Annotated in this window: 14 protein-coding genes and 2 rRNA genes; 8 read left to right on the forward strand and 8 right to left on the reverse strand. The window is 72.9% G+C overall.

What is annotated here, in order from left to right; translation table 11 throughout:
- The 5 genes from F9B16_RS51640 to F9B16_RS41215 form a co-directional block, all read left to right on the forward strand.
- Window positions 1-1,231, forward strand: a 1,231-nt coding sequence (locus F9B16_RS51640; protein ID WP_192809238.1) for an LCP family protein, incomplete at its 5' end; no start/stop codon positions are given.
- 110 nt (window positions 1,232-1,341) lie between these two features.
- Window positions 1,342-2,871, forward strand: a complete 1,530-nt coding sequence (locus tag F9B16_RS41200) for an LCP family protein (protein ID WP_151545699.1) — start codon at window positions 1,342-1,344, stop codon at window positions 2,869-2,871.
- 78 nt (window positions 2,872-2,949) lie between these two features.
- On the forward strand, window positions 2,950-3,399 hold the full coding sequence (locus F9B16_RS41205; RefSeq protein ID WP_151545700.1) for a hypothetical protein: 450 nt from the start codon (window positions 2,950-2,952) through the stop codon (window positions 3,397-3,399).
- Between the two features lie 81 nt (window positions 3,400-3,480).
- Window positions 3,481-4,548, forward strand: coding sequence for an enolase C-terminal domain-like protein (locus F9B16_RS41210; protein ID WP_318839289.1), 1,068 nt, complete (start codon window positions 3,481-3,483; stop codon window positions 4,546-4,548).
- Entirely contained in the window at window positions 4,548-5,111 is a 564-nt protein-coding gene (locus tag F9B16_RS41215; RefSeq protein ID WP_151545702.1) for an AAA family ATPase, read from the forward strand. The genes F9B16_RS41210 and F9B16_RS41215 overlap by 1 nt, the downstream gene beginning before the upstream one ends.
- A 75-nt stretch (window positions 5,112-5,186) precedes the next feature.
- Here the strand turns inward: F9B16_RS41215 and F9B16_RS41220 are convergent, their stop codons facing one another.
- The 5 genes from F9B16_RS41220 to F9B16_RS41240 form a co-directional block, all read right to left on the reverse strand.
- On the reverse strand, window positions 5,187-5,372 hold the full coding sequence (locus tag F9B16_RS41220; protein WP_151545703.1) for a hypothetical protein: 186 nt from the start codon (window positions 5,370-5,372) through the stop codon (window positions 5,187-5,189).
- Between the two features lie 154 nt (window positions 5,373-5,526).
- The gene (locus tag F9B16_RS41225; protein WP_151545704.1) at window positions 5,527-6,681 is read right to left on the reverse strand and encodes an acyl-CoA dehydrogenase family protein; all 1,155 of its coding nucleotides are present in this window, start codon (window positions 6,679-6,681) and stop codon (window positions 5,527-5,529) included.
- A complete protein-coding gene (locus F9B16_RS41230) occupies window positions 6,678-8,645 on the reverse strand; it encodes an acetyl/propionyl/methylcrotonyl-CoA carboxylase subunit alpha (protein WP_151545705.1) in 1,968 nt (655 codons plus the stop codon). Before F9B16_RS41230 ends, F9B16_RS41225 begins: the two co-directional genes overlap by 4 nt.
- Window positions 8,646-8,649: 4 nt before the next feature.
- Window positions 8,650-10,242, reverse strand: a complete 1,593-nt coding sequence (locus F9B16_RS41235) for an acyl-CoA carboxylase subunit beta (RefSeq protein ID WP_151545706.1) — start codon at window positions 10,240-10,242, stop codon at window positions 8,650-8,652.
- Entirely contained in the window at window positions 10,239-12,131 is a 1,893-nt protein-coding gene (locus F9B16_RS41240) for an acyclic terpene utilization AtuA family protein (RefSeq protein WP_151545707.1), read from the reverse strand. Before F9B16_RS41240 ends, F9B16_RS41235 begins: the two co-directional genes overlap by 4 nt.
- Before the next feature lie 102 nt (window positions 12,132-12,233).
- On the opposite strand from F9B16_RS41240, the gene F9B16_RS41245 reads away from it, so the two are divergent.
- Genes F9B16_RS41245 through F9B16_RS41255 form a run of 3 tightly spaced genes read left to right on the forward strand, consistent with a single transcriptional unit; the run spans window position 12,234 to window position 13,930 of the window.
- Window positions 12,234-12,845: a TetR/AcrR family transcriptional regulator gene (locus tag F9B16_RS41245; protein WP_151545708.1), complete on the forward strand. Its 612-nt coding sequence runs from the start codon at window positions 12,234-12,236 to the stop codon at window positions 12,843-12,845.
- A gap of 42 nt (window positions 12,846-12,887) precedes the next feature.
- A complete protein-coding gene (locus tag F9B16_RS41250) occupies window positions 12,888-13,193 on the forward strand; it encodes a YciI family protein (RefSeq protein ID WP_151545709.1) in 306 nt (101 codons plus the stop codon).
- Complete coding sequence (locus F9B16_RS41255; protein WP_151545710.1) at window positions 13,190-13,930, forward strand: hypothetical protein; 741 nt, start codon at window positions 13,190-13,192, stop codon at window positions 13,928-13,930. The genes F9B16_RS41250 and F9B16_RS41255 overlap by 4 nt, the downstream gene beginning before the upstream one ends.
- 22 nt (window positions 13,931-13,952) lie before the next feature.
- Here the strand turns inward: F9B16_RS41255 and F9B16_RS41260 are convergent, their stop codons facing one another.
- From F9B16_RS41260 to F9B16_RS41270, 3 genes are all read right to left on the reverse strand, one after another.
- A complete protein-coding gene (locus F9B16_RS41260) occupies window positions 13,953-14,834 on the reverse strand; it encodes an alpha/beta fold hydrolase (RefSeq protein ID WP_151545711.1) in 882 nt (293 codons plus the stop codon).
- Between the two features lie 111 nt (window positions 14,835-14,945).
- Window positions 14,946-15,062, reverse strand: a 5S ribosomal RNA gene (gene rrf, locus F9B16_RS41265).
- Window positions 15,063-15,227: 165 nt separating this feature from the next.
- Window positions 15,228-15,320, reverse strand: a 23S ribosomal RNA gene (locus tag F9B16_RS41270); the annotation flags it as partial.

A 15,320-nucleotide genomic window follows, 5' to 3' on the forward strand; every position in this document is an offset into this window, starting at 1 on the left:
CGGCGGCGGGCGCGCGTGGGCGCCCCTGCGGCTGGCGGAGGCGCTGCTCGTCGCGGCCGTGTCGCCGCTGGTGCCGGGGATCGCGCACCTGCGGGCCGGGCGGGTCGGGCTCGGCGGGACGCTGCTCGGCGTCCACGCGGCGGCGCTGACCGCCGCGGCGCTCGCCGCCGGACGGTACCGGGAGCTGTTCCTGGAGCTGTCGGCGCGGCCGTCCTGGCTGCTGGCGCTGGTGGCGGCCTGCGTCACGCTGGCGGCGCTGTGGGCGCTGCTGATCGCGCATTCGTACGCGGTGCTGGCGCCGGACGGGCTCGCCCCGCTGTGGCGGCTGGCCGGGGGCACGACCGTCGCGGTGCTGTGCCTGCTGGTGATCGTGCCGCCGCTGAGCCTGGCCCAGTACGGCTACGTGCAGCGGCACCTGATCCGCACGATCTTCGCGGACGGGCCGGTGCCGCCCGCCGCCGTCCAGCTCGCCGCCAAGCGGGGGGACGCGGCGCGGTGGCCGGCCGCGCCGCGCCTCAACGTGCTGCTCATCGGCGCCGACCCCGGCGCGCCGCGCGACCCCGACCCCGCGCGGAACCAGGACCGCGTCGGCGACGTCACCCTGGCCGCGATCGACACCCGGTCCGGCGACACGACCCTGCTGGCCCTGCCGGCCGGGCTGCGCCGCGTCCCGGTGTGGTCGGGCGCGGAGCCGGTCCCGTTCCCGCCGGGGCGGCCGCTCGCCGACGTCTACCCGGAGGGCGCCGCGCACCCGGAGCTGCTCGCGGGCGGCCCCGTCCGGGACCCGGGCGCGGAGCTGCTGAAGCGGACGGTCGCCCACATGCTCGGCCAGGACGTCCCCTACTACGTGAAGGTGGACGCGCGCGGGGTCCGGGAACTCTCCGCAACGGCCGCCTCCACCGCACCTGCCAAGAAAGGCTGCCCTTTTTGGGCAAATGTTCGGGAAACCGAGCCATTGGCGCTCCTGAAGCGATACCAGCGACTCGCCCGGGTTCTCATCAATTCGGTAAACACCGACGTGCCGCGCCGGCTGCTCCCGGCGCTCGCCGGACCGGCCGCCAAGATCGGGAAAGCCGAGATCACGAGCCTGCGACCAGCGGCGGGCGGAGCGCGGCCGGCGCGCGCCGACCACCCCGCGCTGCGCGCCCTGGCCGCCCTGGACCCCGGCGACCCGGTCCCGGCCGCCCGCCCGTTGATCGGATTGCCTATCCTGAGCGTGAGCTGCAACTGATCGACGTCGCGCTCGCATGCGGTCGACTCCCACGCAACCTTTGTCCGGTTCTGCGCGTCCATAATGTGAGCCGGGGCTTAATTCACCATGGGTGGGGGACGGAGCGTTACATGTCGAGTCCATCGCCGGGCCGGCGCGCCCCGGAAGAGGACGTGGACCGTTCCCCGGACGCCGCGGGCGGCCTGCCCCGCGCGCTCGCGCTGACCCTCGCGTCGGCGCTCGTCTGGGGGGTCGCGCACCTGGCCGCCGGCCGGCGGGTGGCCGGCGGGCTCCTGCTCGGCCTGTGGCTCGTGGTCGCGGCGACCGTCGCGGTCACCGTCACCGTCTACCGCTCCAGCCTCGTCCACCTCGCCGTCCGGCCGGACGAGCTGCAGAGCCTCGCCGGCGGCATCGTCGTCCTCGGGGTGGTGTGGATCGCCGTGGTGATCCGCTCCTACATGGTGGTGAGCCCCGTCCGGCCGTCGATCAGCACCCGGGCGCTCGGCGCCGGCGCCGTGGCGGTGATGTGCTTCGCCGTCGCGGTGCCCGTGGCGTGGGGCGCGCACAGCACCTACGTCTACCGGGACGCGCTGACCAGCATCTTCCGCACCGGCAGCCAGAACGGCCGGCAGATCGACACCTCCGACCCGTGGGACGGGGAGCCCCGGGTCAACATCCTGCTGCTCGGCGGCGACTCGGCCGCCGACCGTACCGGCGTCCGGACCGACAGCATGACGCTCGCGAGCGTCGACACCAAGACCGGCGACACGGTACTGCTGAGCCTGCCGCGCAACCTGGAGAGGTTCCAGATGCCGCCCGGCCCGGCCCGCGACCGGTTCCCGTACGGGTTCACCGGGGACGGCCCGGAGAACCCGGGGCTGCTGAACGAGGTGTACGAGTACGCCGAGAACCACCCGGACGTGGTGCCGGGCGTGCCGAAGAACCGCCGCGGCCCCGAGCTGCTGAAGGCCACCATCGCCGGCATCCTCGGGCAGCGCGTCGACTACTACATCCTGGTCGACATGTTCGGCTTCGCCGACATCGTGGACGCGATGGGCGGCGTGAAGATCAGGGTCACCGAGCCCATCCCGTACGGCCTGCGCGGGCAGGTGCTGCAGCCCGGCTACCGGACGCTGAAGGGCAAGGAGGCGCTCTGGTACGGGCGGTCCCGCACCGACAGCGACGACTACGTGCGGATGGGCCGGCAGAAGTGCCTGATGCGGGCGATCGCCCAGCAGGCCGACCCGCAGACCGTGCTGACCAGCTTCGACAAGCTCGCCGCGGCGGCCAAGCGGACGCTGTCCACCGATATCCCGCAGGAGCTGCTGCCCGCGCTGATCAAGCTGTCCGGCAAGGTCAAGGACGGCGCGCAGATCAACAGCCTGCAGTTCGTGCCGCCGCTGATCAACTCCGGGAACCCGGACTTCGCGCTGATCCGCCGGCTGGCCGCCAAGGCCGTCAGCCCGGAGCAGGCGCACGCGAGCACCTCGGCGAGCCCGTCGCCGACCGGCTCGTCCAACCTCGCGGCGAACGGCTCGCCGGGCGCGACGCCGAGCGCGGGCGCCTCGGGCGGCGCGTCGCCGAGCGCTTCGCCGAGCCCGTCGGGGTCGCCGGCGCCGGAGAGCAAGCCGACGTCCCTCGCGGCGACCTGCCCGTCCTGACGGTCCGCCGCGTGGCGCCGCCCATTGCGGCCATGTAGGCGGGTCGCACGGCTGAGATGGCGGCGACACACTGGCGGGGTGAAGCCCGCGTACCGTGTCCGCTCGATCGTCAACGTGGTCAACCTGTCGACGCCGCTGGGCCTGCTGCTGGCGGTGGCGGCGACGCGCCGCACCGGCGGCGGCCCGCGGCTGCGGAGCGCCGGGGACGGCCTGCTGGTGGCGGGCGGCTACCGGGCGCCGGTACCGGTCGCGACGGCGTTCACGGTCGGCAACGTGATCCTGTTCCGCGGCGACGCGTCCGGCCTGCTGGCCGACCCGCTGCTGCTGCGCCACGAGGCCCGGCATTCCACCCAGTACGCGTGGTGCCTCGGCGTCGTCATGATCCCCCTCTATCTCGCGTGCGCGGGCGTGTCGATGGCGCTGTGCGGCGACTGGGCGTCCTTCAACCCGTTCGAGCGGCTCGCGGGACTGGCCGACGGCGGCTACGAGCGGCGCCCGCTGCGCCCGTTCCTGCGCGGGCGCCGCTGATCCGCCGCCCGGCCGGTGTTCAGGCAGGTCCCGGGAGGGGGGATCATTGGAGGGAGAACACTTCCGACCACGAGAGGGCGGATGCGGGTGCCCCGGATCCTTGGCTGCGACGCCTTCCGCGTCGCGATGCCGCGCGGGCGGCGGCCGGAGAGCATTCTCGTCCGGCTCTCCGGCGGGGACGGCGCGGCGGGCTGGGGCGAGATGGCCGTCCCGACCGGGACGGCGAACCCCGGGCCCGGCTGGGCCGACATCGAGACGCGGATGGCGCCGGCGCTGATCGGGCTGGACTGGGACCGTCCCGAGGACGTGTCCGCCGCGGCCGACCTCGGCGCGAACGAGGCCGCCGCGGCGATCGACGTCGCCTGCTGGGACCTGTGGTGCCGGGAGCGGGGCCTGCCGCTCGCGCACGCGCTCGGCGGGACGCGGACGTCCATCGTCACCGGCGCCCGGCTCGGTCCCGAGCCGCTGCTGGACACGGTCGCGCCGCGCGCCAACCGGGCGGTGGGCGCGGGCCACACCCGGGTCACCCTCCCGATCCGGCCGGGCTGGGACGTCGAGCCCGTCCGGGCGCTGCGGGAGGCCTACCCGGCGCTGGCGCTCGTCGCGGACGCCGGCCACGCCTACACCGAGTCCGCCGAGCACATGGCGGTGCTGGAGGCGCTGGACGCCTACGGGCCGGTGGCGATCGAGCGGCCGTTCGCCGCGGACGACCTCGCCGCGCACGCCCGGCTCCAGCTGCGGGTCGGCGCCGCGGTCGCCCCGGCCGTCGGCGACCTGGAGACCCTGGACGCGGCGATCACGCTGGAGGCGGGCCGGGCCCTGCACCTGCGGCTGGACCGGCTCGGCGGGCTGACGGCGGCGCGCAGCGCGCACGACCTGGCGTACGCGGCGGGCTGGGACGTGTGGTGCAGCGGGTGCGGCGCGTTCGGCATCGGGCAGGCGGCGGCGGTGGCGCTGGCGGCGCTGCCGGGCTGCACGCTGCCGAGCGACGTGTCGGACCCGGCGGGCGGCCCGGTGTTCGTGACGCCGCCGGTCCGCTCGTCCGGCGGGGTCGTCGGGGTGCCGCTGACCCAGCCGGGCCTCGGCCACGAGATCGACGAGGCGCGCATCGAGCGGCTCGCGACCCGCCGGATGCGGCTGCCGGCCTGATGCCCGCCGCCGTCTGGATCGTGGCGGGCCCGCCCGGCGGCGGCAAGTCGACCGTGTGCGATCTGCTGCTGGCGCGGCTGCGCCCGGTCCCGGCGCTGCTCGACAAGGACACGCTGTTCGGCTCGTTCGTCGCGGCGACGCTGGACGCGCACGGCCGCGATCCGGGCGAGCGCGAGGGCCCCTGGTACGACGAGCACGTCAAGCGGCACGAGTACGCGGGCCTCACCGCGGCGGCGCGGGAGGTCCGCGGGCACGGCTGCCCGGTGCTGCTGAGCGCGCCGTTCACCGGGCAGATCCGCTCCCCTGCCCGCTGGGCGGAGTGGGTGGACGCGCTCGGCGGCCCGGACGTGCGGCTGCTGTGGGTCCGCACGGACGCCGCGACGCTCCGGCACCGCCTGGAGCGGCGCGGGCTGCCCCGCGACGCGGGGAAGCTGGCCGGGTTCGACGCCTTCGTCGCGCGGATGCGCCCGGAGGAGCCGCCTCCCGTCCCGCACATCGCCGTCGACAACCGGCTCGCGGCGCCGCGGTCGCTGGAGTCCCAGCTGGACGCGCTGCTCGGGTGACGGGCGCACGGTTCCCCTCGCCGGCGCCGTGCCGGCCGCGCCCGGGACGGACGGGCGCGGCGGGCACGGCGGACGTCAGCCGTTGATGTTGATGTTGACGTTCGTGTTGTCGTTGTCGCCGCAGCAGTGGTGGCAGCCCCCGGCGATGGCCGCGGGCGCGGCGGCGGACGCGGTGGACGCCGACGCGGCCGTGGAGAGGCCGAAGAAGCCGGCGAGCAGCGCGGCGACGGTCAGGACCAGGGCAGAGAGAAACTTCCGCATGATCATCCCTTTCGTTCGTTATGCGGCGGTCGCCCCGCGATGGTCCCCCTATCGGCACTCTGTGTAACGCTCGCATCGCCATAAGTAGGCAAAGGCGCACGGACCCGGGCTTTCGCCCGGTGCTCCGTGCGCCTTCGCGTGACGCGGCGCGGCGTCAGTACGACTTGGGCAGCCCCAGCGAGTGCTGCGCGACGAAGTTGAGGATCATCTCCCGGCTGACCGGCGCGATCCGCATCAGCCGGACGACGCCCGCCAGCATCCCGACGCCGTACTCGGTGGTGAGGCCGTTGCCGCCGTGGGTCTGGATGGCCTGGTCGACGCAGTGGATCGCGGCCTCGGCGGTCGCGTACTTCGCCATGTTCGCGGCCTCGCCGGCGCCCATGTCGTCGCCCTCGTCGTACAGCCAGGCGGCCTTCTGCCCCATCAGCCGGGCCAGCTCCAGCTCGATCTTCGCGGCGGCGAGCGGGTGCGCGAGGCCCTGGTGCGCGCCGATCGGCGTCTTGAACACCTGCCGGTCCTTCGCGTAGGAGATCGCCTTGCCGAGCGCGAGCCGGCCGATCCCGGCGCCCATCGCCGCCGCCATGATCCGCTCGGGGTTGAGGCCGGCGAACAGCTGCAGCAGGCCGCCGTCCTCGTCGCCGACGAGCGCGTCGTAGGGCAGCCGGACGTCGTCGAGGTGGCAGATGAACTGCTTCTCCGGCGACACGATCTCCATGTCGATCGGCGAGTAGGTGAACCCGTCGGTGCCGGTCGGGACGATGAACAGCGAGGGCCGCAGGTTGCCCTTCTGGTCCTCGGTGCGGCTGACGAACAGGACCGCGTCGGCCTCGTCCACGCCGGAGATGAACGTCTTCTGGCCGTTCAGGAGCCAGCCGTCGCCGTCGCGGCGCGCGGTGGTGGTGATGCGGTGCGAGTTGGACCCGGCGTCCGGCTCGGTGATCGCGAACGCCATCTTCACCGACCCGTCGGCGAACCTCGGCAGCCAGTGCTTCTTCTGCGCCTCGGTGCCGGAGCGGGCGATGATCGTCGCGCAGATCGCCGGGGAGACGACCATCAGCAGCAGCGGGCACCCGGCCGCGGCGAGCTCCTCGCAGACGGCGGCGAGGTCGCCGATGCCGCCGCCTCCGCCGCCGTACTCCTCCGGCACGTTGACGCCGAGGTAGCCGAGCCGCCCGGCCTCGGCCCACAGCTCGTCGGTCTTCTCGCCCGCCCTGGCCTTCTCGACGTAGTACGACGAGCCGTACTTGGCGCCCAGCTCGGCGACGGCGGCGCGGAGCGCCTGCCGTTCCTCGGTCTCGACGAAGCTCATTCGGGGGTTCCTTCCACGGAGATGACGGCGAGGACGGCGCCGGACTCGACCTGCCGTCCGGCCTCGACGTTCAGTTCGGCGACGGTCCCGGCGGCAGGTGCGGCGATGCGGTGCTCCATCTTCATCGCCTCCAGGACGACGAGGGTCTGCCCTTCGGCGACGGCTGCGCCGGGCTCGGTCTCGACCCGGACGACCGTCCCGGGCATGGGAGCGAGCAGGGAGCCGGGCGCGACCTGCGCGCTCGGGTCGGTGAAGCGCGGCACGGCCCGCAGCGCGACCGGTCCGAGCCGGGAGTCGACGAACACCGCGTCTCCGGCGGCGGCGACCGTGAACGTCTCGCGCAGCCCGTCCCGGTCGAGGACGACGCGGTCCGGCTCCGCGCTCACCAGCGCGGTGCCCGGGCACAGCTCGCTGGTCAGGCCGTCGCGGCCCAGGTGGTAGTCGACGTCGATCGTGCCGTGCGGGCCGTCGAACGTCCGGCGCTGCGGCTGCGAGCGGACGTTGCGCCACCCGGACGGCAATCCGCCGAGCACCGCCGCGGAGGCGCGCTCCCGCGCCGCGCCAGCGAGGGCGGCGGCCAGCGCGGACACCGCGACGGTCTCCTCACCGGCGAGCGGCGCGGCAAGGACGTCCAAGCCGATCCGGTCGAGGTAGCCGGTGTCGGTGTCCCCGGCCAGGAACGCCGGCTCCTCCAGGATCCGCACGAGCAGGTCGCGGTTGGTCGTCAGGCCGTGGACGCGGGCGCCGCGCAGCGCGGCCGCCAGGCGGCGCGCGGCGGCGGCGCGGGTCGGCGCCCAGGCGATGACCTTGGCGAGCATCGGGTCGTAGTGGACGCCGACCTCGCTGCCGCTCTCCACGCCGCTGTCCAGCCGCAGCCCGCCGGACGGCGGGACGGCGAACTCCGCGTCCACCCCCGGCACCTCGAAGGTGTGCAGGGTGCCGCTCGCGGGACGCCAGTCGTGCTCGGGGTCCTCGGCGTACAGGCGGACCTCGATTGCGTGCCCGCGCGGTTCCACTCCGTCGTCGGGAAGCGCGCCGCCTTCGGCGCACTCGATCTGCATGCGGACGAGATCGACCCCGTACACGCATTCGGTGACCGGGTGCTCGACCTGCAGGCGGGTGTTGACCTCCAGGAAGAAGAACCGGCCGTCCGGCGCGAGCATGAACTCGACCGTCCCGGCGCCGACGTACTCGATGGCGCGGGCGGCGTTCTCCGCGGCCGCGCAGAGCGCGTCGCGCAGCGCGTCGTCGACGGCCGGCGACGGCGCCTCCTCGATGATCTTCTGGTGGCGGCGCTGGACGGAGCACTCCCGCTCGCCGAGCGCGACGACGGTGCCGTGCGCGTCCGCGATGATCTGCACCTCGATGTGGCGGGCGTTCTCCAGCAGCGGCTCGCAGAACACGGTCGGGTCCCCGAAGGCGGACTCGGCCTCGCGGCGGGCGCCGGCCACGGCGTCCGCCAGCTCGTCCAGGGCCCGGACGATCCGCATGCCGCGCCCGCCGCCGCCCGCGGACGCCTTCACCAGCAGCGGCAGGTCCTCGGCGGTGACCTGAGCGGGGTCGAGCTCCGGCAGCACCGGGACCCCGGCCGCCGCCATCAGCTTCTTCGCCTCGATCTTCGAGCCCATCGCGGCGATCGCGGCGGGCGGCGGCCCGATCCAGGTCAGGCCCGCGTCGATGACGGCCTGCGCGAACGCGGCGTTCTCCGACAGGAACCCGTAGCCGGGGTGGACGGCGTCGGCGCCCGCGCGGCGCGCCGCGTCCACCACCTTCGCCGCCGCGAGGTAGGTCTCGGCGGGTGACGCGCCGGGCAGCCGCACCGCCGCGTCCGCCTCCCGGACGTAGGGCGCGCCGGTGTCGGGGTCGGAGTGGACGGCGACGGTCCCGATGCCGAGGTCCCGGCAGGCCCGGAAGACCCGGCGGGCGATCTCGCCGCGGTTGGCGACCAGCACAGTCTTGATCATCAGCTCACATCCGGAAGACGCCGAAGCCGTCGGCTCCGCGCACGGGCGCGTTGTGGACAACGGACAGGCAGAGGCCGAGGACGGTGCGGGTGTCGCGCGGGTCGATCACCCCGTCGTCGTAGAGCCGGCCGGACAGGAAGAACGGCAGGGACTCCGCCTCGATCTGCGTCTCGACGAGCTCGCGCATCGCGCGGTCCTGGTCCTCGTCGTAGGCCTGGCCGCGCGCCTCGGCGGCCTGCCGCGCCACGATCGACAGCACGCCCGCGAGCTGCTGCGGCCCCATCACCGCCGACTTCGCGCTCGGCCAGGTGAACAGGAACCGCGGGTCGTACGCCCGGCCGCACATGCCGTAGTTGCCGGCCCCGTACGACGCCCCCATCACGATCGTGATGTGCGGGACCTTGCTGTTCGCCACCGCGTTGATCATCAGGGCGCCGTGCTTGATGATCCCGGCCTGCTCGTACTCCTTGCCGACCATGTAGCCGGTGGTGTTGTGCAGGAACAGCAGCGGCGTGTCCGCCTGGTTCGCGAGCTGGATGAACTGCGCGGCCTTCTGCGCCTCCGCCCCGAACAGCACGCCCTGCGCGTTGGCGAGGATCCCGATGGGGTAGCCGTGGATCCGCGTCCAGCCGGTGACGAGGCTCGTCCCGTACAGCGGCTTGAACTCGTCGAACTCCGAGCCGTCCGCGATCCGGGCGATCACCTCGCGCGGGTCGAACGGGATCTTCAGGTCCTCGGGGACGATCCCCGCCAGCTCCTCCGCGTCGTACCGCGGCTCCTCGACGGGTCCGGGCGCGGGTCCGCGCTTGCGGTGGTTGAGGTTCTTGACGATCTGCCGGCCGATGCGCAGCGCGTCCGCCTCGTCCGCGGCCATGTGGTCGGCGAGGCCGGACGTGCGGGCGTGCATCTCGGCGCCGCCGAGCTCCTCGTCGTCGGCCTCCTCGCCGGTCGCCATCTTCACCAGCGGCGGCCCGCCGAGGAACACCTTCGCGCGCTCCTTGACCATGACGACGTGGTCGCACATGCCCGGGATGTACGCGCCGCCGGCGGTGGAGTTGCCGAACACCAGCGCGATCGTCGGGATGCCGGCGGCCGACAGCCGGGTCAGGTCGCGGAACATCCGGCCGCCCGGGATGAAGATCTCCTTCTGCGTCGGCAGGTCCGCGCCGCCCGACTCGACCAGGTTGATGACGGGGAGCCGGTTCTCGAGGGCGATGTCGGACGCGCGGAAGCTCTTCTTCACCGTCCACGGGTTGCTGGACCCGCCCCGCACCGTCGGGTCGTTCGCCACGATCATGCATTCGACGCCCTCGACGACGCCGATGCCGGTGACGACGCTCGCGCCGACCGGGAAGTCGCTGCCCCACGCGGCGAGCGGGCTCAGCTCCAGGAACGGCGAGTCGGGGTCGAGGAGCAGCTCGATGCGCTCCCTGGCCAGCAGCTTCCCGCGCTTGCGGTGCCGCGCGACGTACTTCTCGCCGCCTCCTTCGAGCGCCTTGGCGTGCTCGGCGTCCAGCGCCGCCAGCTTCTCCAGCATGGCGGCGCGCCGCTCCCGGTACTCCGGGCCGCCGGTGTCGAGCGTGCTCTTGAGGGTCAACGGACTCCCTCCGGGTTCGGGGTGTTGTCCGCCGCCGGGCCCTCGGCCCGGGACGGCGGGCCGAGCAGGGACTCGGGCACGTCGGCGAGGCGGGACCGCAGCCACTCCCCCAGCGCCTTGCCCTGCGGGTCGAACCGGGTCGAGGCCGACACGCCTTCCTGCAGCAGGCCCTCGACGACGAAGTTGACGGCGCGCAGGTTCGGCAGGACATACCGCCGGACGCGGTGGTCGCGGGTCTCGGGCATCAGCACGTGCAGCCGCTCGACGGTGAGGAAGGGCTCCAGCCACCGCCACTGCGCGTCCGTGCGGGCCCAGACGCCGATGTTGGCGTCCCCGCCCTTGTCGCCGCTGCGGGCGCCCGCGACCCGCCCCAACGCCACCCGCACGGTCTTCCCGGTGTCTCCGGTTTCCACGGTTTCCCCGGTTTCTGCGGTTTCTGCGGCTTCCCCGGCGAGCGGTGAGGCCGGGTTGTCCACAGAACGAGGTTCCACTTCCGCGCCCTGACCTGGGGGTTGGACACTGGAAGTGGGGTCGCCCCCCTGGGCGGGCGGGGGTTGCTTCCCATACGTTTCAGCCGCGGGAATCGCCACCCTGCCGCCGTCCGGGAGGACGGCGACGTGCTCGACCTCCCCGTTGGGCACGAACGCCGGCTTGTACACCCCGTACGGGCTCCCCTTGCCGGGCGGCGACGTCATCGTGAACCCGGGGTATCCGGCCAGCGCCAGCTCCACCACCGCCCCGCTGAACCTCCGCCCCACCTTCTCCGGGTCCGGGTCGAGGACGGCGCACCGCAGCAGCGAGGTCGCCTCACCCTGCGTCGCGGGATCGGACGCGGCGCCGCCGATGAGCGTCCACTCGACGCGGGCGGGCGGTGCGTCGCCGAATGCGGCCTCGAGCTGGGCGCGGGCGAACGCCGCCTTGACCTCGATGCCGAGCCCGGTGAGGACGAACGTCATCTCGTTGCGGTGACCGCCGAGGTGGTTCAGGCACACCTTCGTCGTGGCGGGCGGCGGCGAGCCCTCGACCCCGGTGATCCGCACCCGGTCGGGCCCGTCCTCCGCCAGCCGGACGGTGTCGAAGCGCGTGGTCACGTCCGGGCCGGCGTAGGCGGGCGCGCCGATCTCGTACAGCAGCTGCGCCGTGACGGTCTCGACGGTCACGGCACCGCCGGTGCCCGGATGCTTGGTGATCACGCTGGAGCCGTCGGCGTGCACCTCGGCGAGCGGAAAGCCCAGTGGCTTTACATTGTAGATTTCTTCGAAGAAGGCGTAGTTGCCGCCCGTCGCCTGCGCGCCGCATTCCAGCACGTGCCCGGCGACCGTCGCCCCGGCCAGCGCGTCCCAGTCGTCGCGCGCCCACCCGAAATGCGCGGCGGCCGGGCCGACGACCAGCGACGCGTCCGTCACCCGTCCGGTGACCACCACGTCCGCGCCGGCCCTCAGGCACTCGGCGATGCCCCACGCCCCGAGGTAGGCGTTGGCGGTGAGCGGGTCGCCGTACCGCGCGTCGGCCAGCCCCAGCTCACCGGCGCGCGGCAGCAGGTCGTCGCCCTCGACGTGCGCGATCCGCACGTCCACGCCGAGCCGCCCGGCCAGCTCGCGCAGCCGTTCCGCGAGCCCGCGCGGGTTCAGCCCGCCGGCATTGGTGACGATCTTGACGCCGCGCTCGGCGGCGAGCCCGAGGGACTCCTCCATCTGCCGCAGGAAGGTGGACGCGTACCCGCCGCCCGGGTCCTTCAGCCGGCTCCGGCCCAGGATCAGCATCGTCAGCTCGGCCAGGTAGTCGCCGGTGAGGACGTCCAGGGGACCGCCCTCCAGCATCTCCCGCACCGCGCTGAAACGGTCGCCGTAGAAACCCGAGGCGTTGCCGATCCGCAACGGTCGACTCATGGCCAGCACCCTGCCAGCCCGCATCGAAAAAATCAATCGCGCTTGATTGTTTTCTGCGGGCGCGGTTTGGTTGACTGGAGGGCCACCCGAGCCGAGGAAGAGATGACCACGCAGGCGATCCCCCGCGAACCGCAGCAGGACCGCAGCCGCGCGACCCGGCGGCGCCTCCTCGAGGCGGCCGTCGACTGCCTCGCGTCCATGGGCTGGGCCGGCACCACGGTCGCCACCGTCGCCGAACGCGCCGGGGTGTCGCGCGGCGCCGCCCAGCACCACTTCCGCACCCGGGAGGAGCTGGTCACCGCCGCGGTCGAGTACGGCTCCGAGGTGCGGATGGCGCAGATGCGCGAGCACCTGGACGCGCTCGCCGACCGGCGGCCGTCCACCCTCGACGTCGTCACCCTGCTCGGCGAGATGTACACGACGCCGCTGTTCCGCGCCGCGCTCCAGCTGTGGGTCGCCGCCAGCTCCGACGAGCAGCTCCGCGCGCAGGTCCTGCCGCTCGAGGCCCGGGTCGGGCGCGAGGCGCACCGCCTCACCGTCGAGGCCCTCGGCGCGGACGAGTCGGTCCCCGGCGTCCGCGAGACCGTGCAGGCCACCCTCGACCTCGTCCGCGGCCTCGGTCTCGCCGACCTGCTCACCGACGACTCGGCCCGCCGCACCCGGCTGCTGCGCCAGTGGGCGGCGACCCTCGACATGGCCCTGTCCGCACGCTGAAAGACTGGACCGCCACGCCGGACGATCACCGAAAGGGCGGCAATGCTGCACGTGCTGAGGCTGGAGTACACCGAGTCGGAGGAGGCCGCCGAACCCCACGTCAAGGACCACGTGGCGTTCCTCGACCGGCATCACGCCGACGGCACCTTCCTCGTCTCCGGGCAGACGGTCCCGTCCGAGCAGGGCGGCCTCATCATCGCCGCGGGCGTCGACCGCGCCACCGCCGAGAAGATCGCCGAAGGTGACCCGTTCGTGCGCGCCGGAGTCGGCCGCTACACCATCACCACGATCGTCCCCGGACGCACCCACCCCGACCTCGCCGGACTCCTGGCGGCGTTCCGTCGATGACCGGCGAGGCCCTCCAGGACTTCCGGGCCGGAGACGTCCTCCGGATCTCCTGCCCGTTCACCGACGCGACCGTCAGCGCCGTCCATGCCTACAGCGTCTCCCTCCGCTGGCCGTGGTGGCAGGTGGACCCCGACAGCGACTTCATCCACTGGAACGGCGACGTCGCGCTCCCCCGCGCCTCCTCCATGGACAGGGAACGCGAGTTCTTCACGTCGATCCCCGACACCGACGCACTCGCCGCCGGCGACCGCTGCGAGGTCGGGATACCGCCGACGATCGTCCATGTCATGTCCGTCGAGCGGTTCGACCCGCCGCTGGAGACGGGTCGCCTCCCCCGCCCGCACCGGCACGTCGTCATCCTCCACTACGGCGAATCCGAGAATCCGGACGCGGAGTTCCAGGGCTACTCCATCGACCCCGACGACGATCAGCCGATCGCCATTGACCTCGTCTTCCGCCCGTACGCGTTCCTGTGCCCCGACGACGAGCTGGCCGACGCCGCAGGACGCGCCTGGCGTTTCATCGCCCCCTGGGACTGGCGCCCCTTCGACGGAGGCGCCGGCACCCCCGTCTGGCCGCTGACCCTCCTCTACCGCGACGGCGCCGAACCGACATCCACGTCGCTCAACGCCGTCACCAAGGCCACCTCGACCGGCTCGCACGCGGAACAACTCGCGCGATGGCGGCGCTTGACGGGCGCACGCCCACCCGAACGCATCCACCCCGCCTCCACGTGAAGGACGACGGGCCGGGCCGTGCTCAGCTCGTGTGCGCCTCCAAGGCGTCAATGATCACAGGCCAGAGCTCACGCGGACGGTCATGCCCCATATCGGGGATCAGCAGGAGCTCCGCACCGGGCACGAGCTCCGCGGTGCGCCGGCCACCGCTGGGATCGATGAGCGTGTCGTCCAGGCCGTGCATCACGAGGGTCGGCACCTGGAGCTCCCGGAGGGCATCGGCACGCGAGCCGCTCAGGATCATCGCTCCGAGCTGACGCCCGACTCCGGCGGGGTAGTAGGCCCGGTCATAGGAGGCAGCAGCCAACTCCCGCAGGACGGACGCGTCGCCATAGCGTTTGGAGGCCCACACCAGCTCCCGTTCCGCGGCCGCGATATATCCATCCCGGTCCTGAGGCTTCGGAGCGAAGAGCACCGCCCTCGCTTCGGGGCTGGAGCCCCCGTACTCGCTCTCCCCCGTCGACGACATCATGGACGTCAGGGTCAGCACCCGCTCCGGCTCACTGATGGCCATCGTCTGCGCGATCATTCCGCCCATCGAGGCTCCCACCACATGAGCTCGCTCGACACCGAGCGCGGTCAGCAGGCCGAAACCGTCGTCGGCCATGTCCTGCAGCCTGTAGGGGACCATCGCGACCGCGGACGCGAGGTCTCCCGAACTCACGGCGTCGATGAACCGGCCCATGTCGACCGGGTGATCGTCGAATCTGGTCGACAGTCCGCAATCCCGGTTGTCGAACCGGATCACGTAGCGGCCACGATCCGCCAGCGCCCGGCAGAAGTCCTCATGCCAGGCGATCATCTGGGCGCCGAAACCCATCACGAGGAGAACCGGAGAATCAGCGGGATCGCCGAAACTCTCGTAGGCGACGGACACCACGGACGACACATCGGCGATTGGCATACCCGCAGCCTGCCAGGGCTGGCCACTCGACCGCATCCAAATATTTCGCCGGCCGGCCACGGCAGAAATGCGGAAGGCCCCGCCGTTTCCGGCGGGGCCTTCCTAATATGAGTCCGGCGGTGTCCTACTCTCCCACACGGTCTCCCATGCAGTACCATCGGCGCTGAAGGGCTTAACTTCCGGGTTCGGAATGGGACCGGGTGTTTCCCCTCCGCCATAACCACCGAACGACCAACCCCGAACACCCGCCCACACGGCAGGCCCGGGAAGACTCGTCCGAGCAACCAGGCTCGACATCTTCACTTATCAACCACAGGCACCCAGGTTGTTTTCTGGGAACCACACAGGGACGCGAACACTCACACTAGCAGCGATTTGGTTTGAACGTTCAGTGTGTTCAAGCCACTCGGCCTATTAGTACCGGTCAACTCCACACGTTACCGCGCTTCCATACCCGGCCTATCAACCCAATCGTCTATTGGGAGC

This window comes from Actinomadura montaniterrae (genome assembly GCF_008923365.1).
GTDB lineage: Bacteria > Actinomycetota > Actinomycetes > Streptosporangiales > Streptosporangiaceae > Spirillospora > Spirillospora montaniterrae.